This is a genomic window from Acinetobacter sp. GQ146, from assembly GCF_059758585.1.
Genome location: NZ_JCAXDV010000002.1, coordinates 133,346 through 159,523 on the forward strand (window position 1 = coordinate 133,346; position 26,178 = coordinate 159,523).

The window sequence follows — 26,178 nt, forward strand, 5'->3', positions numbered from 1 at the left end:
ATTTTTAAACAGTTTTGAAAGTCAACCACTTAGATTCTGATCAGCAGATGTAATTAGATTGCTCAAGGATTAAGCTTCGCCTTGGCGGCTCATGCTTATATTAAATCCAATATATGACAATCAAATAAATTCATCTGTTCTAAAACTGTTCAATTCCGTATTCAGTTTGAATATTGGTTGAACTTTCAAATTTCCAATTTTTATCAAAACAACTTGATCAGGCTGCATGATGATGCTAATTATGATTCATCTTACATATTTTAAATAATTAAAACGTATCATAAAGGACAGAATAATGGAAACCGCAAAAGGACTGGCTTTATTTCACAATGATCAAGTCATGCAAGAACTTGGCATCCGTTTAGTTGAACACCATACCTGCTATGCCAAAGTCGAGTTAACCATCGAAAAACGGCATACCCAAGCACATGGGACTTGTCATGGCGGGATTATCTTTACTTTAGCCGATGGTGCTTTTGCCATTGCTTGCAATACCGGTGATTACCCTGCTGTCGGGCAGCACTGTAATATTAGCTATATTAAACCCGGGCACATTGGCGACACACTCACCGCAACCGCCGAACTGCGTTCACAAGCTGGACGTTCTGAATTTTATGATATTCAAGTAGTCAATCAAAAACAGGAAACAATTGCTGAGTTTCGTGGTATTTCTCGCATACTCATTCCCTCAAAAAAGTAACCGCTCAATAAAGGGTTTAATCAGAGCAGCCACTTAGCGCATAAATTCGGATGAGTTATGTCCTTGAATGATGGTTACATATTGAAATGTTGAATTTCACCTGATTGTTTAAACTAAAACCCTTTTAAGCTTGAGGATCAATCAGATGGTTAAATTTTTACTGCCACTTGTTGGACTGGGTTTCTCTTCTTTGTGCTTGGCACAGAACCCATTAAGTGTGCATGTACTCAACTTAGAAAATGGCTTGCCTTCTGCAAACGTCAAAGTTGTGTTGGAAGCACAGCAAAATAATCAATGGACTGAAATTAGTTCGGGCACCACAGATGAACAAGGACGGATTAGCGATCTTTATCCCAAAGATAGCGCTTTACAGAAAGGCATTTATAAAGTCACTTTTAAAACAGGTGACTGGTTTCGCCAAAAGAATCAACGTTCATTTTTTCCAGAAGTTCCTGTGGTCTTCGTGATTGATGGTTCACTGGAGCATTACCATATTCCCCTACTCATCAGCCCTTATGGTTATTCCACTTATCGAGGCAACTAATGGCTCTTTAGCACATCCAGTTTAGTCACAAATGAAAAAGCCAATGCGTTAACGCATTGGCTTTTTATTGATTTATGGTATTTGCGTTAAGCTTTTAACCAAGCCTCGACTTTCGCCTGATCTTCCACTTTAAGCTCTACAGTTGTTAAGTCCGTTTCGCCACCTTGAACTTCAAACTGCATTAACTCGTCACGACGGAAAGCAAAAATGCTAAAGCTGTCGTTACGTTTTGCATATTGAGCTAACAGCTTTTCGCTAGCTTTCAAGCCATCAATCGCAAGAATCACATCATTCGCAGAAAGCCCCGCTTTAGCAGCAGCACCGTCACGACGGGTTTGCTGAATCAGTACGCCTTCCGGTTTATCGACGACTTTCATACCAAATGGCAATGATTTGTCATTCTTCAAACTATAACTTAAACCAAACTCAGGGAATAATTGATCCAGCGGCAACTCATCAACGGTATTAATTAAATGGTTGATCTGCTCAACCCAACTGTCACCCGTCAGCTCTTGGCAGATTTCAAAAATCGTCCGCTCATTCACTGCAATGCCTTTTTGTGCATTTTCATATAATTTACGCATTAAGGCATCTAAGCTTGAACCACGTAAACGCAATCCTAAGTCCAGACAAAGAGCCACTAAGCACCCTTTATTGTAGTAGCTGGTGCCTGCATTATTTGAGTTTTCATCCTGACGATAAAACTTCACCCAAGCATCAAAACTAGATTCCGCCACGGTTTGCACATGACGACCCGGATTTTGCAAGTAACGGTCAATCTGGGTCTTAAGCAGTTTTAAATAAGACTCTTGCGATACCACACCACTCCGCAACAGAATCAAATCATCATAATAGGAGGTGAAGCCTTCAAAGATCCAAAGCAGCGTAGTGTAGCTTTCTTTATTCAAGTCATAATTAACTAAGTTTTCAGGGCGAATAAATTTCACCAACCATGAATGGAAATATTCATGGCTGCACAAGCCTAAGAAGCGTTGATAATCTTCAGACGGTTCTTGCGGTTCATCTACCTTCGGTAAATCATTGCGCGGAATAATTAAACTGGTACTGTTTGGATGCTCTAAACCGCCATAGCTATTGCCGGTTGCCATGGTCATAAAGGTATAGTTGGCAAACGGTGCCGATCCGAACATTTTAATTTCAGTGGCACAAATTTTTTCAATGTCTTGCTGCATACGTTCCGCATTCATGGCATGTTGTCCAGACACCACAAATTCATGTGCAATGCCTTCTGCCTCAAAGCTAAAACGGGTTTGCTCTGCCAATTCGAATGGCGCATCAATTAATTCGGCATAGTTTGTCGCTTTTAAGGTATAGCGACCTTTGACCAAACTTTTAGATGCCAAGCCTGTAGCCAACTGAAAATGCTTTAATTCATCTGGCAGAAACAGTTCGACTTCAACTTCTTTATCTTCTTGACCTTCTAAACCCAAACACGCACAGGCAGGATTGACATATAAACGGTTCTGATCGACATAGGCACCACGCACAGACAGATCATAGGCATAAACATCATATTCAACCGTAATAAATTCATGATCCGTGTTAAATAAACGCCATTTATTCTTTTCAAATTTCTGAATTTTTAAAACGCGCCCTGCTTCATCATAGGCACGTACTGATTCAATATGTTTCGAGAATTCACGAATCAGATAGCTACCAGGAATCCATGTTGGGAGAGAAAGGACTTGAGTTGGGTTCGCCAAAAAACGCAGTGTGACATGCACAAGATGCTGACGATAATCGTCAAACTCGATTTGATAATGCAACATAATAGGCAGTTCAAAATAAAATAATTGATCTTGCCAGTTAGCTTAGCATTTTTTTTAAAGCCGATGCAGAACTGTGTTATTTGTCTGCAAATCAGACTAGCCATCTGCGCAAAAAAGGCATAGCATGCCCCCTAGTTTTGTCAGTTTATTGCTGATGGATTAGCTTGATAGGAATACCTTTGAAACGTTTCACTTACCTCTTCGCATTATTTGCTTTGCTGTGTACTTCTTTCGCACATGCAGCTCTTCTTAATCTGGTTCCCGAGAGTGTCCAAGCCGAATCATGGACGATTTTAGACACACAATCTGGACAAGTAATTGCTGAACATAATAGCCACGTGCAACGTGCGCCGGCATCATTAACCAAAATGATGGTGGGATATATTGCGCTAAAAGAAATTCAAGCAGGTCATTTGCGTAAAGATGAAGTCCTCACAGCGACTCCCGTCGTTAAAACGGTAATGTGGGACGAATCGCAAATGTATTTGAAAGAGGGTGAACAAATTTCGGTAGACCAATTACTGGCTGGATTAATTGTAATGTCTGCCAATGATGCTGCGGTTACACTGGCCGAACGTATTTCGGGCAGCATTCCTAAGTTTGTTGAGCGCATGAATCAAGAAGCGAAAGCATTAGGTATGAAAGACACGCACTTTCAAAACCCAGCAGGGATTACCATGCCCGAGCATTATTCATCTGCCAATGACTTAGCACAGTTGGCTCAAGCCATTACCAAACAAACGCCTAATTATTTGTACTACTCCAAACAACAAAGCTTTTCTTATAATCAACGCTATCATCACGCCACCAACTTGTTACTCAAACAAGACCCTAGCGTAGATGGTTTAAAAACAGGTTATACCAAAGCTGCGGGCTATAATCTTGCTTTAACCGCAAACCGTCCAACCATGAATGTAGATGCACCGAATCGTCGTCTGGTCGTGGTGGTGATGGGTACCAAAAGTGCTGCCAAGCGCGCGGAAGTTGCCCATGACCTCATGAATTTGGCTTACACTTACACCCGTAATGAAGTGGCCATTAAAGACAAGCAACTGATTGCTGAGCTACCTGTGGTCAAATCCACACTAAAAATGTTTAAAGTGCACACCCAAGCCCCTGAACTAATTACAACCTCCCTTTATGATCAGCCTTATGCGATTGACTTAAGCACCTATGACCGCACCAATCAACGCATTATGCTCAATACTGGGGATGGCAGTATTCGTCCAATTGAGCCTGTGCTGGAAACACGCACACATTTAAATGTCGAAATGAATGAACAAACCCTGACTGCGCCGCTAGCAAAAGTCATGCAGCTGGCAACCGTTCAGGTTTATCAAAACAATCAACTGTTACGTACCATCGCGATTGAAGATGACGTGCAAATTGATGAAGCCAATATTTTCCAGCGCTTCTTTATTTGGCTAAAGCATATCCTGCCTTTTTTCAGCACTGAAGAACTCAAACTAAAAATTTATCCACTGAATTAAATAGCAATGCTTTGGTCTGGTTTATGTAAGTTGTTGTAACTTGTAAAACAATTCCAACACATCCCCGATAAGAAGATGGCATGTTAAGCCATCTTCTTTTTTTATAATAAATAGGTCCGTCTAAGAATGAACGAACTACATCATATTGTGATTGTGGGTGGTGGTGCTGGAGGATTAGAACTTGCCACCTTATTGGGAGAAAAATTTGGCAAACATGCCAAAGCTAAAATTACTTTGGTCGATCAAAATCTTACTCACATCTGGAAACCACTGCTGCATGAAATTGCAGTAGGTGCCCTGAATGCGCAAACCGAAGAAATCAATTATTTTGCCCATGCTGCCCAGCACCATTATGAGTTTGTATTGGGGCGCTTTAAGGCTTTAGATCGCTCAGAAAAAAGTATTGTGCTAGAACACTCTTTTACAGCGAACAATGAAACACAGCGAAATTTTTCCCTCAGCTATGACACTTTAATTTTGGCGTTGGGGTCTACATCAAATGACTTCAATACCGAAGGCGTGCGTGAGTACTGCCACTTTCTCGATAATCGCGCCCAAGCCGAGCAATTTCAGCAACAACTTTTAGCCCTGTATCTGAATGCACAAACACAGGCTGCTCTACCCGACTTGAATATTGCCATTATTGGAGCAGGTGCAACTGGCGTAGAGCTGGCGGCAGAACTGGTACAAAGCACACGTACTTTTCAGCAATATGGCTTGAATAAGATTGACCCGAAACGGGTAAAAATTTCCTTGATTGAAGCAGCTGACCGTATTTTACCAGCCCTTTCCGAAAGCATGGCTCATCATACTCAGCATGAATTACAACGTGCCAATATTCAGGTGTTAACCCACAAGCGCGTCAACAAAATAGATGCGCAGCAGATTTATTTTAGCCATGGTGCCTCAATTCCCGCAGATTTAAAAATCTGGTGTGCTGGCATTCAAGCCCCAAAGGTTTTCCAGCAATTGACCGAATTTGAAAAAGACCATTTAAACCGTCTCAAAGTCTATGCCACGCTACAAACCAAAACTGACCCCAATGTTTTTGCTTTTGGGGATTGTGCGCATTGCCAACCGATTGCCAATGAACCGGTGCTGGGGCCACGGGCTCAGGTTGCCAGCCAACAAGCGCACTTTCTGGTTGATGCCATGTCGGCCCGCCTCAAGCAAAAACCGCAGCCAATGTTTAAGTTTGCCGATAAAGGGGCTTTGGTGTCATTAAGTCATCATAAAGCTGTAGGAGAATTGCTGGGGCAAGTCAATGTACAGGGTTGGTTGGCTAAGTCGCTATATATTTCTTTATATCGAATGCATCAAGCGACTTTACATGGCTATACTCGAACAGCATATTTCATAGCAAAAGACGCGATGAACAAAAAAATCGCACCTAAAATAAAATTGCATTGAAATTTTTTAAACTGCCCCGATAATCTTAAAAATGTCGTAAAAAAGTACAAAATGCAGTTTTTTGATGAAATTTAGTCAACAAAATTTGCATTTCACTTTATGATGTACCCTTAAAAATTGAATGGATCAATAACATGACTGCAATTGCAAATAACCACGTGGTTTCTTTCCACTACACATTGACTAACGCAGAGGGTGAAACTCTCGACCAATCTCAAGGTGAACCACTTGCATATTTGCATGGTGCGGGCAACATCATCCCTGGTTTAGAAAAAGCGCTTGAAGGTAAATCCGTTGGCGAAAAATTCACTGTAAATGTACCTGCAGCTGAAGGTTATGGCGAATACAACCCAGACCTAGTTCAAGAAGTTCCAGCGCAAATGTTCCAAGGCGTTGACAACATTCAAGCAGGCATGCAATTCCAAGCTCAAACTGATGACGGTGTTCAAATCGTTACTGTTAAAGCAGTTGAAGGCGACAACGTAATCGTTGATGCAAACTTCCCACTTGCTGGCCAAGACTTAACTTTTGAAGTTGAAATCGTTGAAATTCGTGAAGCTTCTCAAGAAGAATTAGATCACGGTCACGTACACGGTGCGGGTGGTCATCACCACTAAGATCGACCGATCGAAAAAGGCAAAGTTTAACTTTGCCTTTTTTTATGCCTATTTTTTCAAATTTAGTACATTGCCGACTGAACATTTGATTTAATTCAATTTAGAATGCTTTATCTTGATTATTCAGTGATTTGGCTCATGCAACTTATTTGGTTCCGACAAGATTTACGTATTCAAGACCATGCCGCGCTTTGGTATGCTGCACAAACGGGTCCCTGTCTCGCGATTGTCATTTTGTCGCCTGAACAGTGGGCATTACATCAAGATGCACCCGTCAAAATTGATTTTTATCTCCGCCAATTGCATACGCTAAAACAACAACTCGCTCAGCTAAACATTCCTCTAATGGTTCGTAAAGTTGCATTATGGAAAGATATTCCGCAAATGCTGCTCGACGTAACAACTGAATATGCCATTGAGAAAATACATGCCAATATTGAATTTGGAATTAATGAATTAAAACGCGATCACGAAGTGCAAACGCGACTACAACAAAATAATAAAACACTAGAGCTATACCAAGACCGAACCCTGTTTCCGATTGGTTCAATACGCAATAAATCTCAACAGCCTTATCAAGTGTTCGGTGCGTTTAAAAAGTACTGCTATGAAGCTTTAAGTCTCAGCCTACCACAATGTTACCCTGCGCCCGCTGCACAGAAAGCACTGTCTATAACAATCGAAGACGAGATTCCTGAACTTGCTGAGTTATATACGCAGCTCATTGATCCGCACGTCCAAAAGCTTTGGCCTGTGGGTGAAGAGCATGCTTTAGCTCATCTCGATGACTTTATCGAACAACAAGTAAGCCACTATCATAATGAAAGGGACTTTCCTAACTTAAGTGGTACAAGTCAGCTGTCCCCTTATTTGAATATCGGCATTCTGTCCATTCGCCAGTGTCTACAAGCCTTATTCAGAACCCAGCAAGGTCATTTTATTCTCGAAAATGAAGGGCAGCAAACTTGGTTAGATGAACTGCTTTGGCGAGAGTTTTATCAACATATTCTGTATGACTATCCCCGCGTATCACAACATCAACCCTTTAAAATCAGCACCCAATATATTGAATGGCGCAGTGCACCTGAAGATTTAGCCGCATGGCAACAAGGTCAAACTGGTATTCCGATTGTCGATGCTGGCATGCGACAACTGCTTGCTACAGGGTGGATGCATAACCGTGTACGGATGATTACCGCCATGTTTCTCTGTAAAAACTTGCTGATTGATTGGCGCTTGGGAGAGCAATGGTTTATGCAGCATTTGATTGATGGTGATTTGGCGGCCAATAATGGTGGTTGGCAATGGTGTGCATCAACAGGTACCGATGCCGTCCCCTATTTCCGAATTTTTAACCCTGTGAGTCAATCGCAAAAATTTGATGCCGATGGTGACTATATTCGCCAATGGGTTCCTGAATTAGCTCATTTAGACAGCAAAAGCATTCATGAACCTTATGCCAAAAACCCAAATTTAAAGCTCGCATACCCGCGTCCTATCGTGGATTTAAAATCGAGCCGTCTCCGCGCAATTGCCGCATTTAAAGGAATTTAATCGGTTCGAGTCAAGCAGTGTCAATATGCTGCTTGACCTTCGCGTAATACCAACAACATGAAACCGGGCCTACAGATCGTAGAAATAAACAACAAATACAGTATATTTCATGTTATAGTTCACTTATTCATCGACCTAACGGTATTCTTGTTGAGATTGGGCTTACTTATACCAATTTCACACGGAATTCATCGCCATGTTGGATAACTCCCGATCCAAATGCACTGCACTCCCCAACTCAGATTGCCCTTCAGGCAATTGGGTCATTTTGAGCTGATGTTGTTGAGGTTTTCCAAATTTCTTTGGGAAATATTGCATCCGAGCTTGAAATTTTAAATTGCAGTCCGCGTTGAGTGTCACATCATGTCTCAGCTTCCTGATTGAGCATCGAAAAGCAGCTTGTTCGCTTATGTATGTTGTGAATAACACGTCCATTTCATTCATGGTGTGTCCTTTCATACATGGCATCGAACCGCGGCTTTTCATCAAAAGCCTGTGTAAGACACCAGCCGAGCATGATGGGTTGTCTCTGCAGCTCAACTGTAGCTGAAAGTTGAGCTCATCTGGTTTCGAAACAATTCAGGTCTCGCGATGACTTGATGTCATGCTATTGGCGATTGAAGCCCTAAATACCCAAGATGAAGTCATTATGTTTCTTTTAAAGAGGTAATTATGCGTACACTACTTGTTGTATTACTCATGACTTATTGCTTAGCTGGGTGCCAAGGTGCTGTAACCCCACCGCCACCAGCAACACAACCCCTCATTCAAGATACACCAAGTGGATGGGTCGGATAAATGAAAAAGCCCCGAATGGGGCTTTCATTTTTAGTTCAATCGAGTGATATCAGTGCTTATCCAAATAATTTCAAGTTAGGCGTTGCATGAAGCAAATACCAATCTTCAACTTGATCCGATATTCCCGTTAAGCCGCTTGCTCATCACGCTTGAACACCAGTTCGGCTTTGCTTGAACTCGCTGCATCAAAATAATATCCATCGGTGTTAAATGACTTTAGGTCTTCTGCATGCTGCAATTGATTTTGAATCATATAACGTGCCATTAAACCACGTGCCTTCTTGGCATAAAAACTGATGACTTTGTATTTGCCATTCTTCTGATCTAAGAACACTGGCTTAATAATTTCAGCCTGAATTTTGCTTTCTTTCACTGCCTTGTAATATTCATCCGAAGCCAGATTCACCAGTAATTCAGAATTTGCCTGAGCCAAGTCTTGATTGACCAATTGCGTAATTTGATCCCCCCAAAACTCGTATAAGTTATGCCCCCGTGCATTCGCTAACTTTGTGCCCATTTCTAAACGATACGGCATCATTAAGTCTAAAGGACGTAATAAACCATACAATCCAGACAACATACGCAAATGATTTTGTGCAAATTCAATATCTTGCTCGCTTAGAGCATAAGCATCTAGACCTGTATAAACATCCCCTTTAAAAGCAAAAATGGCCTGACGTGCATTCGAAAAATTAAACTCAGGCTGCCAATCACGGAAGCGTGCGACGTTCAATTGGGCAATTTTTTCACTCACACTCATTAAACTGGCGATTTCTGAAGCAGACAGTTTACGACTTACGTCTATAAGTTGTTGTGAATGCTCTAACAGTCTTGGTAAAGTGTGCTGGTCAGTTGGAAGTGCAGATTCATAATCTAAAGTCTTAGCAGGAGAAATTAAGGCGAGCATATACAATCTGATTAAAAAATAATTAAACAAACTATAGCAGTAGAGTTATTTTTTTTCCAATCTGTGTTTTTACTAAGCATAATCGGTAAAATAGCGGATTCTCCTGCTATTTATCCATTTATCTTATGTCCGAGCAAATTTTCATTCCCGGTCCTGTGGGTCAAATTGAAGTTTTCGTTGATTACCCACAAGGCGAAGTGAAAGGATTCGCGGTTATTAGCCACCCCCATCCATTGCAAGGCGGCACACCTCAACATAAAGTTCCGGCATTACTTGCTCAAATTTTAGTTGAAAATGGCTGTGTGGTGTATCGTCCAAGCTTCCGTGGTTCTGGTCAAAGTGATGGGGTTCACGATGAAGGTCATGGTGAAACTGATGATGTGCTAAAAGTCATCCATCATGCGCGTTTACAACATCCTAGTTTGCCATTTTATGCGGGTGGCTTTAGCTTTGGTGCACACGTTATGGCAAAATGCTATCACGCTCTACCAAGTGAACTTAGACCTATTCAAACTATTCTTTGTGGTCTTCCAACTGCGACTGTGGCTGGAGTTCGCCACTATCAAACTCCTGAAATTAAAGGTGATATCCTGTTTATTCACGGTGAAGCCGATGAGGTCACCACACTGTCTGATATGATCGCTTGGGCAAAGCCACAGCGTCATTTAGTAACGGTATTACCTGGTGCGAACCATTTCTTCACAGGTTATTTAAAACAGTTACGTATCGCGATTGCACGCTTCTTATTGATTTAAGCGGCAAGCAAAACAAGAAAGAGATCATGCTTTTCACTACTAGCCTGATCTCTTTTTTTACGTTTGGCATCTGAGTGATTGTATTTTTTATCAGTCGCAAGCATCAGACTTAAGCTAAGTACTATTTTATTGCTTTTACTGCCCACTCCACCAAGAGCATTTTCATTCCTCCGATGACCACAGTACTAGTTTTTTATCGTTCATTTTGAGCATTTTTATAGCTACGCTTGTTTCACCATTAATTTAAATCCAGTGTCTGTTAGCCTTGAGCTCATTTTAATCTATCAAGATTTACGCATCTGTCTAAAGCTTCAATTCTGCCATTTTTTGGCACATTATGTACATTCGTATTTTAATTATAAACTGTACAATCAATACCTTAGCTCATTCGAGTTAGCCTTATATCATTTATACAATATTCAGGGATTATATGAGATCACTTTTCGGCGCAATTGTTATTGCTCTGGCTGCCAGCTCTACTTTTGCTCAAGACATTACTGGAACTTGGCGCTATATTGATGACAAAACAGGTGAACCTAAAGGCTTGGTTAAAATCGAAAAACAAAGCAATGGAACGTATGCTGGCACTGTGCTGAAACTTACCCCGCGTGCGGGTTATACACCCAAAGAGTTCTGTACGCACTGCCCACCACCTTATACCAATAAACCGATTGTTGGAATGCAGGTCATTACAGGGTTAAAATCTGAAGATCATATCAATTACTCCAACGGTAAAATTATTGATCCCGTATCTGGAAAAATTTATAGCCTCAAAGGCAAAATCAGCGCAAATAGTAAAAAACTATTTTTACGTGGCTATTTCGGTGTTTCCGCGGTTGGACGTAGCCAGACTTGGTTACGCGTGGAATAAAGCTTTTATAACCTCAGAAGATAAGATGAAATCTAAATCTTCAGGTAAATAGCATTCAATTGATGGATGTATTTGAATGATGCTGAATTATCTAGTAATAATTCAGCATCTATAAAGCATATTAAGCCTTCCATTCAAAACCACTAAATGCCTCATCCTCTTTTAGGCTATTTTCAACTGCCTGCGCCAACTGATTGAGTAAACTACGCTCACTGATACGCTCCAACCAGTCTTGATCCTCAGCAGGATAAGAGGAAATCTCGCAAACGAGATGCCCCTCCTGATCTGTGCCTTGGCAGGTAATTGCTAAAGGCAATGCATGCTCATCTACACTGACCGCGACTTGATCACCACTTTGTGACAAAGTTTGAAACCCATATTGATTGAGTTTACCTGCAAGTAAATCCACTACATATCCCTGTGTGATATGACATTGATTCTGTTGATCTGCCGCATGATGATGATGTTCACAATTGGCAGTAAATTGTAGTTTTCGCATAGCTCAACCCTAAGGCATTTTTATTATATGGGTTTAGCATAAGCAATAAAAACAAAACAGCCAAGCTTTCGCTTGGCTGTTTTTAGATGAATTTATGACATCAAGAGTCACTGGTTTTACTCAGTGACTTGAATCGCTAAACCCGCTTGATTGGCTAATTCGGTAAACGTTGGGAAACTGGTTGCCACTGTTTCAGTTCCCACAATGTTGATTTCACCCGAACTACGTAAACCCGCCATACTAAAGCTCATGGCAATACGGTGGTCATGATGCGACTCAATCACACCACCAGTGAAGATTGCAGACCAATCCCCTGATTTACCCTGACCTTCAATAATAATGCCATCTTCGGTTGGCGTGCAGTCAATGCCCATGGTTTTTAAACCATCAGCCATGACTTGAATACGGTCTGATTCTTTGACACGTAATTCAGCAGCACCCGTCAGCACAGTTTGCCCTTCAGCACATGCAGCTGCAATAAACAATGCTGGAAATTCGTCAATCGCTAAAGGCACTTGGTCTTCCGGCATGTGAATCCCTTTTAGGGTACGACTACCCCGAATACGAATATCCGCAATCGGCTCACCACCTGCAATGCGCTCGTTTTCTACGCTTAAATCTGCGCCCATTTGCTTCAGAATCTCGATGACACCTGTACGCGTTGGGTTAATCCCCACCGCTTCAAGCGTAACATCTGAACCTTCGGTAATAGCAGCACCCACCATAAAGAACGCGGCAGAAGAAATATCGGATGGAACCTGAATTTCAGTTGCTACTAGCTTGCCACCACCTTGCAGTGAAATACGGTTGCCTTCGGTTTTCACATCATAACCAAAAGCACGCAACATACGCTCAGTATGATCACGAGTCGGTTCAGGCTCGGTTACAGAAGTCTCACCTGCTGCCCAAAGACCTGCCAACAAAATCCCTGATTTTACTTGCGCTGAAGCCATTGGCAAATCGTAGTGAATACCTTTTAAAGCTTGGCCACCAGTAATAGACACTGGAGGTGTTCCACGTTCACCCGTGGTTTGAATCTGTGCACCCATTTCACGCAAAGGTTTTGCAATACGCTCCATTGGACGTTTAGACAGTGACGCATCGCCTGTCATGACCGAATCAAATTTTTGTGCAGAAAGCATACCCGATAAAAGACGCATCGACGTCCCAGAGTTGCCCATATAGAGCGCACTTGCTGGCGCTTTTAAGCCGTGCATGCCCACACCATGAATGGTGACTTCACCATTTTTTGGACCTTCAATGCTGACGCCCATATCACGGAAAGCTTGCAAAGTAGCTAAAGCATCTTCGCCTTCAAGGAAACCTGTTACATGCGTTGTACCTTCCGCAATCGCACCAAACATGATAGAGCGGTGAGACACAGACTTGTCCCCAGGCACGGTAAATTTACCTTGGAACGTCTTAGGGCCTGGCAAAATGGTAAATTGTTGTGTCACCTTATTTTTCTCCATCAAGGGTTTCTTGGCTAACATGTGATTAAAATGTTGTCGTGCAGCCTGAGCATTACCGAGTAAGCCCATTAAGGCTGGCGAATCTTCATTTTCAATCAGTTTTCTAAGTACAGCGAGTTGTTGTTCAAAACCATCTACAGCATTCAAAATGGCTTTTTTATTGGCAAAGAAGATGTCATGCCACATTTGCGGATCACTGGCAGCAATGCGCGAAAAGTCTCGGAATCCCCCTGCTGCATAGCGGAAAATATCCAGATTATCAGCGCGATTGGCCAGTTGCTCCACCAGATTAAATGCCATTAAATGCGGGAGATGACTGGTATGGGCCAAGACTTCATCGTGCTTTTCCACATCCATGCAAATCACTTCCGCTTTTGCGGCTTGCCACAGTGTAATCAGCTTTTCTACTGCCCAAGGTGCGCTACTTGGCAGCGGTGTAAGAATGACTTTGTGATGGGCAAATAAATCGACCTTACCCGCATGAACGCCAGTATGTTCAGCACCTGCAATTGGATGACCTGGTACAAAACCAGCCGGCAGTGCATCACCATAGACCGCTTTCGCTGCATCAACCACATTGCCTTTGGTACTGCCCACATCAGTAATGATGCAGTTTTCTGACAAATACGGCTTAATGGTTGCTAGGACTTTTTCTGTCGCACGGACTGGCAAAGCAAGCACAACCAGATCAGCACCTTGTACAGCATCGACTGGATTGCTAAAGCCTTGCTCAATTAAACCTAATGTTTTCGCATCTTCCAGCGTTTTCGCTGAACGTGTCGATGCAACAATTTGGTTTGCCAATTTTTCAGCAATTATTACACGAGCCAAACTCGAACCAATCAGTCCCAGTCCAATAAATGCAACTTTTTCAAACAACGGCTGTGTCATCTTTTATGCTTTCGCCTCTAAACCCCACACTTTGGCAAGTGCTTTTCAACAGTATCTTTTTGCTTCAGTTTGTTCAAAACTCGAACTCTTTGGCTGCTGTCTCAACCTCACCATCATTAATCCAAATTCAGACTAAACTCACACAGTGAAACAGCAGCGCCACCTTCCGATGGCTCATGTCATTTATAGCACAGCGATTGGATAAGAACCCAATACACGGACTTCTTTAACCAAAGGACGAATTTCTTCAATCGCAGCTTTCACATTGTCTTGTTCAATATGCCCTTCAAGGTCAATAAAGAACACATAGGCCCATTTTTCTGGGAGTGCTGGACGAGTTTCAATACTGGTTAAACTGATTTGATGTTTGGCAAATGGTGCCAAGATTTCTAATAAAGCACCTGCACGATCATGAGCAGAAATTAGCAATGAGGTTTTATCATTACCACTTTGCGGCACTTTTTCACGACCAATCACCAAGAAACGCGTGGTATTTTCTGGGTTATCTTCAATATTGCTATGCAAAATTTCTAAATCATAAATGCTAGCCGCGACATCGGAAGCAATCGCAGCGGAATGCCACTCGTTACGAATACGGCGGGCTGCTTCAGCATTGGAGTTTAAAGCCACGCGCTCTACCCCAGGATAATGCGCATCTAACCATTTACGGCATTGTGCCAAGGTTTGCTGATGAGCATAAATCTGCTTAATACTGTCTTTTCGCGTATTTTCTGAAATTAAGAATTGATGATGAATACGCAATTCGACTTCACCAATCACATTCAAGGTCGATGATTTAAAACAATCTAAGGTGTGGTTCACGACACCTTCAGATGAGTTTTCAACAGGCACTAAACCATAATGCGCACTGCCTGCTTCAACTTCACGAAACACTTCATCAATGGTTGGTAAAGGACGAACCACTGCATCCTGACCAAAATGTTTTAATACCGCTGAATGGGTAAATGTGCCGACAGGGCCCAAGAAAGCAATGCTTTGTGGTGCTTCTAAAGCCAAACATGCAGACATAATCTCGCGGAACAACCGTGCCATTGTCACATCTGACAAAGGACCTTCATTACGTTCCATAACATTACGCAAGACTTGTGCTTCACGTTCAGGACGGTAAAACATTGGATTCTCTTCAGAAGCAAATTTTGCTTTTGCTACTGCTTCTGCCAAGCGTGCGCGACGGTTAATTAATTGCTGAATTTGTTGGTCTACAGAATCAATATCTTCGCGAATCTTAGTCAAGTCTAGAGAAGTCGTAGTGTTTTGATCGTCGTTGATCATTGTTATTTCGCCCTGCAAAAACGTGAATGCCGACAGTATATCAAGAGTTCAATTAAATGGTAGGCAATAAAATCTGGATTCACCCTATTTTCAAGCCACTAGCCCGAATTATTGCAACAATTTGGACTAAAGTTTTTGTATCGGCTGGCGGTTTGGACAATAGATTCTGGTTTTCTAATCAGCGCATTAATTTCAATCGTGAACAATTCAACCTAATTATCCCGAGTGTCATGACCGCCTATAGACAGTCCATTTGTCCAACAGGATTAAATATCACTTGAATGATCAACTTCAAGTATAGCGGCCAGATTTTTATCAATATGACATTATCAAGGCAGCTTACTTTTGATCACAAATTAACCACAATTTAATATGACGTATTTCACAATTTGTCTGTTATTTTAATTTTAAAAATGCTATTCGGAGAATAACAATGCCAAAAAGAATTGCAGTTTTAGTCACGCATGATTTTGAAGACATGGAGTATGTCGAACCTGTAGAAGCCTTCCGTGCAGCAAGCCATAGTGTCGTCAATATTGAAAATAAAGCCGGTAATATTGTCTATGGGAAAAAGCGTAAATATTCGGTCACCATTGATCTAAGTATTGATGATGTCTGTGTACATGAATTTGATGCGCTACTAATTCCCGGTGGATATTCCCCCGATTATTTAAGAGCGGATGAGCGCTATGTAGATTTTGTGCGTCGTTTTGCCAATGCGCAAAAACCGATTATGAGTATTTGCCATGGTCCGCAATTGCTAATTAATGCAGGTGTGGTTAAAGGACGGCGCATGACCACCATGAAATCCGTCATTATTGATTTAGTCAATGCTGGAGCTGTGGTTTATGATCAGGCGGTCGTAAATGACAATAATCTTTATATTTCTTCCCGTGCGCCCGAAGATTTACCCGCATTTATTCGTGAAAGTTTGAATGTCTTAAGATTATAAAAAAGAGCCTGTCGGCTCTTTTTATTTCACTAACGACCGAGCAAACCCCGCGCCACAATTTCTTTCATAATTTCATTGGTACCGCCATAAATTCGTTGAATCCGAGCATCCACAAAGAAACGTGAAATTGGGTATTCGCTCATATAGCCATAACCACCAAACAATTGCAGCAGTTGATCTGCGACTTTCATTTGCATGTCGGTGGAAAAACTTTTTAATGCAGCTGCTGTTTCCACATTGAGTTTGCCTTGCATGTACAACTCGACATTTTGATCATAAAAAGCCGCGGTGGCCAGTTCATCAATTTTTGCCTGCGCCAAGACAAAACGAGTATTTTGAAATTGTCCGATTTTTTGGCCAAAGGCTTGTCGTTCTTGTACATATTGCGTAGTGACATCAATCGCACCGCGAATCGCCCCTAATGCTGTCGCTGCAATTGCGGTCCGTTCACGCGGTAGCTCTTGCATTAAATAATTAAAACCCTGTCCAGCTTGTCCGAGTAATTGATTTTTCGGTACTTTGACATTGTCAAAAAACATTTCCGAAGTATCTTGTGAATGCAAGCCAATTTTCTCAAGATTAGTCCCATTTTTGAAGCCATCTAAATGGGTGTCTAATAAAAGTAGAGACACCCCTTTAGCACGCGCTTGTGGATCTGTTTTGACCGCCAACACCACGAGATCTGCATGTTGACCATTTGAAATAAAAGTTTTAGAACCATTTAGCAGATAATAATCTTCTTGCAAAATGGCTGTGGTGCGGATGGCTTGCAAGTCTGAACCTGCTCCCGGTTCTGTCATTCCAATCGCCCCGACAACTTCCCCAGTGACCATTCTTGGCAGCCAGTATTGCTTTTGTTCTTCGGTGCCAATATGCAGAATATAGGGTGCTGCAATTTCCGAGTGGCATGAGATCGCTGTCGATAAGGCACCATATCCCGCACGAGCTGATTCTTCGACTAACATTAAGGAATAATAGGTTGGAACCGCATAACCACCATACTCTTCTGGTACATCCACACATAAAAAGCCATTTTCACCCAACTGATTCCAGACTGAGCGTGGCATAATTCCTTGCCGTTCCCACTCATAATAATGTGGCGCAACATGCTCTTGCATAAAGCGTTTGAAATTATCTCTAAAAAGCTCGAGATCCGCATCATAAGCCAGCATATGTCTTCCTTTTTTGTTTTTAAATTTTGAACTGACATGCTAGGTAATTTCCAAGCATCTGTCATGTGCAGTTTTATTCTTATTTCAAATCTATCCAGCCAGTTTGCTCAGCAGAAATCTTGCCCAATAAAAAAGGAAGCCGAAGCTTCCTCTTAAAACCAACACGCATTATGCGTGGGTTTGATTTCCTTCATCCATCATTCGCTTATCAACCTCTTCAGGGTTTGCTAATGCAAAATCAAGTTTTTCTTTGTCTAACTGACCTACCCATTTCGCAACCACAATCGTTGCCAAAGAGTTACCCACCAAGTTAGTTAAAGCACGGGCTTCCGACATGAAACGGTCAATACCCAGAATCAACGCTAAACCTGCTACTGGAATATGTCCTACCGCAGACAATGTTGCCGCCATCACAATGAAACCAGAACCTGTTACGCCTGCAGCACCCTTAGATGAAATTAAAAGTACCAATAACAAGGTAATTTGGTGTGAGATATCTAAATGGGTATTGGTTGCTTGTGCAATAAATACTGCTGCCATGGTGAGATAAATAGACGTACCATCAAGGTTAAATGAATAACCTGTCGGAATAACCAGACCCACCACCGATTTTTCACAACCTGCAATTTCCAGTTTCTTCAACATACGCGGCAATACCGATTCTGATGATGAGGTCCCTAAAACAATCAATAATTCTTCGCGAATCATACGGATCATTTTGAGGATGCTGAAACCACAGATACGGCTAATTGAACCTAATACAATAAAGATAAACAATAAGCAGGTGATGTAGAAGCAGATAATTAACTGAGCCAATTGTGCCAAGCTGCCAATACCGTATTTACCAATGGTAAATGCCATCGCACCAAATGCACCAATCGGCGCAAGCTTCATAATCATATTGACGATATTGAAGAAGACATGCGAAATTTGGTCAATCAGCTTGAGTACAGGCTTACCAGAATCACCTAACTTATGCAGGGCGAAACCAAATAAAAGCGCAAAGAGTAAGACTTGAAGAATTTCACCTTCCGCAAATGCACCAACAACTGTATGCGGAATAATATTCATCAAGAAATCAATTGTGCTTTGCGAATGACCTGACTCAACATATTTTGAAATACCCGATACATCTAAAGATGCTGGGTCAATGTTCATGCCTACACCTGGTTTTGCAATGTTAATCACAAGCAAACCAATCAATAAGGCAATCGTCGAAACAATTTCAAAATAGAGTAAGGCGATACCACCAGTTTTACCCACCGATTTCATGCTTTCCATGCCAGCGATACCGCTAACAACTGTACAGAAAATCACTGGGGCGATGATCATTTTAATCAATCGGATAAATGCATCACCTAAAGGTTTAAGCTGCTCACCTAAACCTGGGACATATTGTTCAGCACCATTTACAATCTGGGTTCCACTTGGGGAGAAATGACCAACCAGAATACCTGCAATGATGGCAACAATCACTTGAAAATACAGTGATTTATAGATGGGTTTTTTAGCCATAGCGTTACTTCTTCACATGTTTCTAGTACTAGAAACATCCAATATTCGTCTATTCCTAGGAATACACAGCCCTTAAAAATTCCTTTTATAATCACTACAAAAGGCTATAGGCATTAAGTTAGTCTTAATACCTTTGAATTAAACTTAATAATATTTTCTGCAATTCCATCGCAGCTCGATTACCGAAAATGAATATTTTCAATAAGTTAGGAAAGTCAACTAGTAAGAAAAACTTAACATTCATCTTAAGTCGGTTGAATTTTACAGAATTTTTGGATAGCAAATCTACATTTATTTTTTAATTTGACTAAGCAATAATCAATTTTTATTAGACATTAGTCTTATGCCCACACAAGCAATTTTCTTCCCTTTCTACCAAAATCTTTCTATTATCAGAATCGATACTCTCTCCCCAAACCTTTAAGTTACGCAGTGATCAGATCTAATGACGACCAAAAGAAATTTATATAAAGATTTTGAGCATCCATTTGCCCAATTTGTCCGTATCGTCGGTAAAGGAAAAAATGGAGCACGTTCGTTAACTTATGATGAAGCTTATCAAGCCTTCAAAATGATTTTGAACAATGAAGTACTCGATGTGCAATTGGGGGCTTTTTTAATGTTATTACGTGTCAAAGAAGAATCTGTGGATGAGTTAGCAGGTTTTGTTCAAGCCACACGTGACGCGTTAAACTTTGAACCGATTGAGGTCGATTTAGATTGGTCATCTTATGCAGGAAAACGTAAACATTATCCTTGGTTCTTACTGGCAGCTTTAACGCTGGCGCATCATGGCTACCGGATTGTTATGCATGGTGCTGCAGGTCATACCCTCAATCGCGTCTACACCGAACAAGTCTTGGAATATCTTGGCTTCCCGATTTGCCAAAATCAGCAAGACGTTGTGCAACAATTAAATCAACGTAATTTTGCCTATCTTCCTTTAGCAGTTATTTCCCCAGTTTTAAGTGAGCTGATTTCACTGCGCAATGTCATGGGCTTACGTTCCCCTATTCATACCTTAGCGCGTTTAATTAATCCCTTTAATGCCAAAGCCACCTTACAAGCCATTTTCCATCCTGCGTATCGTAGTTCTCACCAACATGCAGCTTTGCGTTTAGGCTATCAAAATAGTGCCGTGATTAAAGGTGAAGGTGGCGAGTTTGAACGCAACCCAGATGCAAAAACTCTCATCTGCGGAATTAAACAGGGTGAACTGTATGAACATGAATTACCGAAACTGACTGATAACCGCAGTCCAGTCGAAGAAGAGCTTGACTTGGCTGTGTTTAAATCAGTTTGGGAAGGTCAACAAAAACATGAATATGGTGAAATTGCGGTCATTGAAACCATGGGCATTGCCTTATACACCATGGGAGTTTGTGACTCTTACCCAGCTGCCATGCAAAAAGCCCAAGAGCTCTGGCTCAATCGTTTTTGAGCTTAAATAGCCATTACAATGTAATGACAAACTAAATCAATCCTCAAAAAAAGGACTCTTTGTGAGTCCTTTAATCTATATAGCAGGGTGTTTCGAGTTCAACCGCTGTAATGCATTAAACAAAACGAATCGGTTTAAACTCAGGTTCATTTTTGTGATGGTCGTCATCACATTGTTCGCCTTCCTCTTTGGTACCGCGGTCAATATACCCACTACGCTCTGTTTCAGGTAAATTTTTCATTTCCCATGCATACACGGCTTGCATGCAAATTTCACGCTGTTCTTTGGTTAATGCAACACCATTCGGCCACTTACCAATTTCAACCGCAGTCTTTAAACGAGCCACAATATCAGGATCGAGTACAGCCAGCATTTGTTCAATATTCATAAATTAATCCTGTTGTTGCAGTGAATCAAAATCTCGGTTCCAGCCCAGTTTGGTTCGGCATGACATATAGAAGTCATAACCAGGCGGATGTAATAGATTTAATTTAAAGGGATGCTTACGGATATGCAAACTATCCCCGACATTGAGTGAAACACTATGTTGCCCATCAGCACTGACCATTGGCAATACGCGGTTTTCACGAATCAAAATTTTGATTTCACTGTGTCCACCCACCACAATTGGACGCGAAGATAATGTATGTGGATGCATAGGTACCAGTGAAATCGCATCCATGCTCGGATGCACAATCGGCCCACCACCAGATAAAGCATAAGCTGTCGAGCCTGTCGGGGTAGAAACAATCAAACCATCACTGTGTTGGCGATACACATATTGACCATCAATGTTCAGCTCAAAGTCAATCATATGCACCGATTTACCCGAATGCAGGACCACATCATTTAAAGCGATGGCATCATGAATCGTCTCACCTTTAGAGCGTATTTCCATTTCCAGCAAAAAACGTCGGTCTTGCTGGAACTCACCTTGTAAAACCTGATCAAGCTTAAAGATCACTTCAGTCGGTTTAATATCGGTCAGAAAGCCTAAACGACCACGGTTCACCCCAATCACGGGCGTGTTATATTTCACCAAAGAGCGCGCGGCATGTAATAAAGAACCATCACCACCCACCACAATCACCAAATCGACAACCTCACCCAGTAAAGCTCGACTCACCGTTTGCGTATTTTTATAAGGAACAAGCTGGGCTGTTTCTGCATCAAAAACAGGATGTAAACCTATGCTCATTAGATGATCGTGAATCAGGCTTAACGTTTCAACAACAGAAAATTTGTCTGGTCGACCAATTAATCCAATATTCCGAAAAGACTTGTGTGAAAGTTGCACCTATGTGATCGCTCCGCTTGGATTCGGACATATCATAGCATTAACCCGAATGAAATAAAAAACCTTAAAAATAACCTTGTTAGCCTATTCATTTATATGGCTTTTCGCTTCTGTGACAGATTTATTATTGCAAATTCACAAAAAGCTTCGCATGATTAGCAAAATTTATCAGGATCTTATCACCTTTTATGAAGTTTGAACGTGGCATAGGATTATTCGCACTTATTTTCTCCATATTGGTTATTGGTATTTTTCTAGCATTTAGTTTTTACCTCATCCGTCTAGACAATATCGTGAGAGAAAAGTTTGAAGGGAAGCGTTGGGATATTCCTGCGAAAGTTTTCGCTCGCCCACTAGAAATTTATACCAATGCACCGATCAGCCAGACCGACTTTAATCAAGAATTAAAGCTGCTCGGCTATAAAAGTGCAGACAGTTATGCGAAATCTGGGAGTTACGTCAGCTCAGGTGATACTTTATATGTGCATACCCGCGGTTTTGACTTTGGTGATAGTGCTGAACCTGAACAGGTGCTTAAAGTCAGTTTTGCAAATGACCAAATTAGCGAAGTCAGTGCCACTAAACCTTCCTCTACAGGAATTGCCCGTCTAGAACCGTTATTGATTGGTGGCATTTACCCGCAGCACAATGAAGACCGCGTCCTGATTAAATTATCCAATGTACCGAAACCATTAATTGAAGCCTTAATTGCAACGGAAGACCGTAACTTCTATAAGCATCATGGTATTTCGGTACGTGGTACAGCGCGTGCTGTGGTCAGTAATATCACTGGTGGTAAACGTCAAGGTGGTTCAACCTTGACTCAACAGTTAGTCAAAAACTTCTATTTAAGCCCAGAACGGACATTAAAGCGTAAGGTCAATGAGGCCTTAATGGCATTGTTGGTCGAACTTCACTACGACAAAGATGAAATTCTTGAAGCCTATTTAAATGAAGTGAATTTAGGACAAAACGGTAACTATTCAATTAATGGTTATGGCCTAGCTTCACAGTTCTATTTTGGCTTGCCTTTACGCGAACTTAATATTTCACAACAAGCCTATTTAGTCGGCTTGGTTCAGGGGCCATCTTTATTCAATCCGTGGCGCAATCCTGAAGGTGCAAAAAAGCGCCGCGATATTGTGTTAAATAATATGTTGGTGATGGGTTATTTAACTCAAGAACAATATGATCGTGAAATTGCACGCCCATTAAATGTTTTAGCCAAGCCAACCTTAGGCCCTGCCCGCTTCCCAGATTTTCTGGATATTGTGCGTCGTCAGTTACGCACAGAATACCAAGAGTCTGATTTAACCAATCAAGGTCTGAAGATTTTCACCACACTTGATCCTGTGGCGCAAACCAATATTCAAACTGCCTTTAAAGATTCAGTTGCACGCTTGGCCAATAACAATCCTAAGCGCCTTAAAGACTTACAAGGCGCTGTACTGGTTTCACATCCAGAAAATGGTGAACTGGTTGCCGCTGTCGGCTCAACTCAAGACTTTACCGGCTTTAACCGTGCCTTAGATGCCAAACGTCAAGTCGGCTCTCTGTTAAAACCTGTCATTTATTTAAGTGCCATTGAATCAGGTCGCTATAACTGGGCAAGCCCAGTAGAAGATAGCTACATTAGCGTACCGAGTGACGGAAAATCTTGGACACCTAAAAACTATAGTGGTGGTGAACATGGGGTTGTACCGATGGTACAAGCGCTGTCGAACTCTTATAACTTGGCGGCTGTTCGCTTAGGACAAGAATTTGGCGTGTCTTCATTTAGCAATCATCTGAAAAAGTTTGGTGTAACCTCGAATATTCCATCTTACCCCTCCATTTTCTTAGGTGCGGTAGACATGTCGCCAATGGAAGTCATGAGTATTTACGGTAACTTTGCCACGGGTGGTTTTAAGTATCCGATTAAATCGATTCGCTCGGTGGTAGATTCAAACGGTCGAGTATTAGAACGCTATAGCTTAACCGTGCAACAAACCATTGATCCTGCCGCGGCCTATATTGTGAATTACGGTTTGCAACAAGTCATGAATTCCGGAACGGGGCGTTCTGCCTATCAGACTCTGCCAAGCTCTTTGAAGCTCGCAGGCAAATCTGGTACAACCAACGACACGCGTGACTCATGGTTTGCGGGCTATTCAGGCAATTATCTTAGTGTGGTATGGCTCGGGCTTGATGACAATAAAGTCACAGGACTGACTGGTTCGTCGGGTGCTTTACCTGTGTGGACCAACGTCATGAGTCAATTACGTCAAAAACCAGTCAATTTACGTCAAACCGACAATGTGCAATGGCAATGGATCGATAGTGGCTCAGGCAACTTATCGGCTCAGGGGTGTGAAGGTGCATTGTATATACCATTATTAAGGAGTGCTGTACCACGTCGTGCTACAGCATGCGGCTTTCCTCACTACCAAGTGGAACCAGTTTACACACCTGATACGGAAATGAATCAGAACCAACCGAATCAACCCGATAGTATGGACAACTATATCCGCGAGAGTGAAGATGACATGCAGCAAGACCTGAATGAGAATTCTGGGCGTGTGATTTCGAGCGGTAGTTTTGCCAACTAAGGACGCCTCATTTGTTATGCTAAGACCCTTATTTTTTTCTCTTTCCGTGATGACTTTGGCGGCTTGCCAAAGTCTTCCGACCCCTTCTACCTCGGCCCCTGAACCAGAAAAGAACACAGCAGAAAAAAGTGCTTCATCAGGGGTGGTGATTACCCCTTATGAACAGCCTGAAATAAAGCGGCAAAGCATGCAGGTGGTCATCCCTGAGCAAAAGTCAAAGCAGAAATTTGAAGATGGCCGACAGTTACCAGCCTTTAAAAGTCTGATGCAACAAACCCAAGAAGCCTATAAACAAGGTCGATGGAACGATGCAGAAGCCGCAGCTATACGTGCACAACGTTTAGCACCACAGTCGGCGGAGACTTTCTTATTTCTCGCTTTGGTGGCTAATCAGAAAAATCAGCCTGCAAATGCAGAAGCCTTAGCTCGACGTGGACTAAGCTATGCGCAAACCCAACCGATGAAAAAACAACTCTGGTTGGCAATTGCCAAAGCAGGACAAAAACAAAACAACAGTAAAACCGTACAACAAGCGCAACAGGCACTGAAATCACTTTAGTGCACGCGCCTGATTGAATCGGGTTTAACAGATGTTGTCTAAATAAAGCGAATCCCTGCAATACCATAGGCATGATGCGATTGTGCCTCCTGTAAGGCTTCTGCTCGCATTCCTCCCAACGCAAATACAGGAATATCCACCTGCTGAGCGTATTCTTCAAAGCGAGTCCATCCTAATGGACTGACCTCAGGATGCGTCGCTGTTGCTAAAACAGGGCTAAGTAAAATGGCATCGCAACCAATCTTCTGTGCATGCTGCATCGCAACCAAATCATGGCAAGCCGCAATAAAACGCACCCCGACTGGTAGTTCGCCCAATTTTAATGCCATCAACTGATGTTGCTTTAAATGTACTGCAGCCAGCCTTTTTTGCAGGGGCTGCGTTAATTGCTGCCAAGCCTGCCAATTAATAATCAAATTCGCTGCCAGCTCTGCGGGTAATTGTTCTAATTCTTCCAAGTCTGCCGCTTGATGCTCAACACGCCAATACATGAGTTGCTGAGGCTTCAACTGTTGCAATTCGGCTAAATGCTCTGAAATTTTAATCTGATTAGGCCAATACAGGCGTTGTAGGATCGCAAAATTTGCTTTGGGAAAATTCAAATTTAACAACTCAGATCTGCTGTACCAAGTCCAAGGCTGCTGTATTTCATTTAATAAGGCTTCAGGCACGGCTGCATGGAATAAATGTAAATTAACCACCACATCATCATACTCATGACAAATCACATCGAATGCATGCCAATCATTTAACCCCACTCCCACCTCTTCAAATACTTCACGGCGACAAGCCTCTAAGGGTGTTTCATTCTGTTCCACCTTACCGCCTGGGAATTCATGTTTATTGCCCTGATGTTGAGTTGCACTCCGCCAACCCACTAACACTTTAGCTTGATGAAATAGCAAAGCAATTGCGACATGAATATTGGGCTTAGACATAGCGAGTTCCGTTACTTGAAAGTGTTATAAGTGTAAGTAAATTTAGTTTTTTTATAAATCCTTAAAAATCCCGTTGACAGATCTATTCGATAATGATTATCATTTAAATCACTCAAGAATACACC

Annotated in this window: 23 protein-coding genes; 13 read left to right on the forward strand and 10 right to left on the reverse strand. The window is 41.9% G+C overall.

Annotated elements, in window-relative coordinates; translation table 11 throughout:
* The first annotated feature begins 295 nt into the window (after positions 1-295).
* Positions 296-700 (forward strand): hydroxyphenylacetyl-CoA thioesterase PaaI, encoded by a 405-nt coding sequence (gene paaI, locus AC6CHI_RS03810; protein ID WP_498119498.1) that lies wholly within the window; start codon positions 296-298, stop codon positions 698-700.
* 145 nt (positions 701-845) lie between these two features.
* On the forward strand, positions 846-1,244 hold the full coding sequence (uraH, locus tag AC6CHI_RS03815; protein WP_498119499.1) for a hydroxyisourate hydrolase: 399 nt from the start codon (positions 846-848) through the stop codon (positions 1,242-1,244).
* Between the two features lie 86 nt (positions 1,245-1,330).
* Here uraH and AC6CHI_RS03820 read toward each other — a convergent pair whose 3' ends face one another.
* The gene (locus AC6CHI_RS03820; protein WP_458891495.1) at positions 1,331-3,034 is read right to left on the reverse strand and encodes a M61 family metallopeptidase; all 1,704 of its coding nucleotides are present in this window, start codon (positions 3,032-3,034) and stop codon (positions 1,331-1,333) included.
* A gap of 179 nt (positions 3,035-3,213) precedes the next feature.
* On the opposite strand from AC6CHI_RS03820, the gene AC6CHI_RS03825 reads away from it, so the two are divergent.
* The 5 genes from AC6CHI_RS03825 to AC6CHI_RS03845 all read left to right on the forward strand — a co-directional run bounded on the left by AC6CHI_RS03825 (position 3,214) and on the right by AC6CHI_RS03845 (position 8,903).
* A complete protein-coding gene (locus AC6CHI_RS03825) occupies positions 3,214-4,524 on the forward strand; it encodes a D-alanyl-D-alanine carboxypeptidase PBP6B (RefSeq protein ID WP_458891494.1) in 1,311 nt (436 codons plus the stop codon).
* Between the two features lie 126 nt (positions 4,525-4,650).
* Positions 4,651-5,934 (forward strand): NAD(P)/FAD-dependent oxidoreductase, encoded by a 1,284-nt coding sequence (locus AC6CHI_RS03830; protein WP_498119500.1) that lies wholly within the window; start codon positions 4,651-4,653, stop codon positions 5,932-5,934.
* 134 nt (positions 5,935-6,068) lie between these two features.
* Positions 6,069-6,551 carry a peptidylprolyl isomerase gene (gene slyD / locus AC6CHI_RS03835; RefSeq protein WP_458891492.1) on the forward strand — a complete coding sequence of 161 codons (483 nt, stop codon included), beginning with the start codon at positions 6,069-6,071 and terminating at the stop codon, positions 6,549-6,551.
* A 138-nt stretch (positions 6,552-6,689) separates the two neighbouring features.
* Complete coding sequence (gene phrB, locus AC6CHI_RS03840; RefSeq protein ID WP_498119501.1) at positions 6,690-8,105, forward strand: deoxyribodipyrimidine photo-lyase; 1,416 nt, start codon at positions 6,690-6,692, stop codon at positions 8,103-8,105.
* 672 nt (positions 8,106-8,777) lie between these two features.
* A complete protein-coding gene (locus AC6CHI_RS03845) occupies positions 8,778-8,903 on the forward strand; it encodes a putative periplasmic lipoprotein (protein ID WP_458891490.1) in 126 nt (41 codons plus the stop codon).
* Between the two features lie 127 nt (positions 8,904-9,030).
* Here the strand turns inward: AC6CHI_RS03845 and yaaA are convergent, their stop codons facing one another.
* Positions 9,031-9,810, reverse strand: coding sequence for a peroxide stress protein YaaA (yaaA, locus tag AC6CHI_RS03850; protein WP_498119502.1), 780 nt, complete (start codon positions 9,808-9,810; stop codon positions 9,031-9,033).
* A 125-nt stretch (positions 9,811-9,935) separates the two neighbouring features.
* Here yaaA and AC6CHI_RS03855 point away from each other — a divergent pair, with 125 nt between their 5' ends.
* Positions 9,936-10,565, forward strand: coding sequence for an alpha/beta hydrolase (locus AC6CHI_RS03855; RefSeq protein WP_498119503.1), 630 nt, complete (start codon positions 9,936-9,938; stop codon positions 10,563-10,565).
* A gap of 430 nt (positions 10,566-10,995) precedes the next feature.
* Positions 10,996-11,436 (forward strand): DUF2147 domain-containing protein, encoded by a 441-nt coding sequence (locus AC6CHI_RS03860; RefSeq protein WP_458891487.1) that lies wholly within the window; start codon positions 10,996-10,998, stop codon positions 11,434-11,436.
* A 121-nt stretch (positions 11,437-11,557) separates the two neighbouring features.
* Here AC6CHI_RS03860 and AC6CHI_RS03865 read toward each other — a convergent pair whose 3' ends face one another.
* The 3 genes from AC6CHI_RS03865 to pheA form a co-directional block, all read right to left on the reverse strand.
* On the reverse strand, positions 11,558-11,935 hold the full coding sequence (locus AC6CHI_RS03865; protein WP_458891486.1) for a hypothetical protein: 378 nt from the start codon (positions 11,933-11,935) through the stop codon (positions 11,558-11,560).
* 116 nt (positions 11,936-12,051) lie between these two features.
* The gene (locus AC6CHI_RS03870; RefSeq protein WP_458891485.1) at positions 12,052-14,298 is read right to left on the reverse strand and encodes a bifunctional prephenate dehydrogenase/3-phosphoshikimate 1-carboxyvinyltransferase; all 2,247 of its coding nucleotides are present in this window, start codon (positions 14,296-14,298) and stop codon (positions 12,052-12,054) included.
* A gap of 183 nt (positions 14,299-14,481) precedes the next feature.
* Positions 14,482-15,591, reverse strand: coding sequence for a prephenate dehydratase (gene pheA, locus AC6CHI_RS03875; protein WP_458891484.1), 1,110 nt, complete (start codon positions 15,589-15,591; stop codon positions 14,482-14,484).
* Positions 15,592-16,024: 433 nt separating this feature from the next.
* Between pheA and AC6CHI_RS03880 the strand changes: the two genes are divergently transcribed.
* On the forward strand, positions 16,025-16,543 hold the full coding sequence (locus AC6CHI_RS03880; protein WP_498119506.1) for a type 1 glutamine amidotransferase domain-containing protein: 519 nt from the start codon (positions 16,025-16,027) through the stop codon (positions 16,541-16,543).
* 29 nt (positions 16,544-16,572) lie between these two features.
* Here the strand turns inward: AC6CHI_RS03880 and AC6CHI_RS03885 are convergent, their stop codons facing one another.
* Together AC6CHI_RS03885 and AC6CHI_RS03890 are read right to left on the reverse strand one after the other, a co-directional pair.
* Positions 16,573-17,715 (reverse strand): acyl-CoA dehydrogenase family protein, encoded by a 1,143-nt coding sequence (locus AC6CHI_RS03885; RefSeq protein ID WP_458891482.1) that lies wholly within the window; start codon positions 17,713-17,715, stop codon positions 16,573-16,575.
* Positions 17,716-17,883: 168 nt separating this feature from the next.
* Positions 17,884-19,230: a dicarboxylate/amino acid:cation symporter gene (locus AC6CHI_RS03890; protein ID WP_458891481.1), complete on the reverse strand. Its 1,347-nt coding sequence runs from the start codon at positions 19,228-19,230 to the stop codon at positions 17,884-17,886.
* Between the two features lie 445 nt (positions 19,231-19,675).
* Between AC6CHI_RS03890 and AC6CHI_RS03895 the strand changes: the two genes are divergently transcribed.
* Positions 19,676-20,671 carry a glycosyl transferase family protein gene (locus tag AC6CHI_RS03895; RefSeq protein ID WP_498119508.1) on the forward strand — a complete coding sequence of 332 codons (996 nt, stop codon included), beginning with the start codon at positions 19,676-19,678 and terminating at the stop codon, positions 20,669-20,671.
* A 115-nt stretch (positions 20,672-20,786) separates the two neighbouring features.
* Here AC6CHI_RS03895 and AC6CHI_RS03900 read toward each other — a convergent pair whose 3' ends face one another.
* Together AC6CHI_RS03900 and AC6CHI_RS03905 are read right to left on the reverse strand one after the other, a co-directional pair.
* A complete protein-coding gene (locus tag AC6CHI_RS03900; RefSeq protein ID WP_498119510.1) occupies positions 20,787-21,059 on the reverse strand; it encodes a YeaC family protein in 273 nt (90 codons plus the stop codon).
* Between the two features lie 3 nt (positions 21,060-21,062).
* On the reverse strand, positions 21,063-21,968 hold the full coding sequence (locus AC6CHI_RS03905; protein WP_458891478.1) for an NAD(+) kinase: 906 nt from the start codon (positions 21,966-21,968) through the stop codon (positions 21,063-21,065).
* A gap of 188 nt (positions 21,969-22,156) precedes the next feature.
* Here AC6CHI_RS03905 and mrcB point away from each other — a divergent pair, with 188 nt between their 5' ends.
* Together mrcB and AC6CHI_RS03915 are read left to right on the forward strand one after the other, a co-directional pair.
* Positions 22,157-24,556 carry a penicillin-binding protein 1B gene (mrcB, locus tag AC6CHI_RS03910; protein WP_458891477.1) on the forward strand — a complete coding sequence of 800 codons (2,400 nt, stop codon included), beginning with the start codon at positions 22,157-22,159 and terminating at the stop codon, positions 24,554-24,556.
* A 16-nt stretch (positions 24,557-24,572) separates the two neighbouring features.
* A complete protein-coding gene (locus AC6CHI_RS03915; protein WP_498119512.1) occupies positions 24,573-25,115 on the forward strand; it encodes a tetratricopeptide repeat protein in 543 nt (180 codons plus the stop codon).
* Positions 25,116-25,153: 38 nt separating this feature from the next.
* Here the strand turns inward: AC6CHI_RS03915 and AC6CHI_RS03920 are convergent, their stop codons facing one another.
* On the reverse strand, positions 25,154-26,053 hold the full coding sequence (locus AC6CHI_RS03920; protein ID WP_498119514.1) for a thiamine phosphate synthase: 900 nt from the start codon (positions 26,051-26,053) through the stop codon (positions 25,154-25,156).
* Between the last annotated feature and the right edge of the window lie 125 nt (positions 26,054-26,178).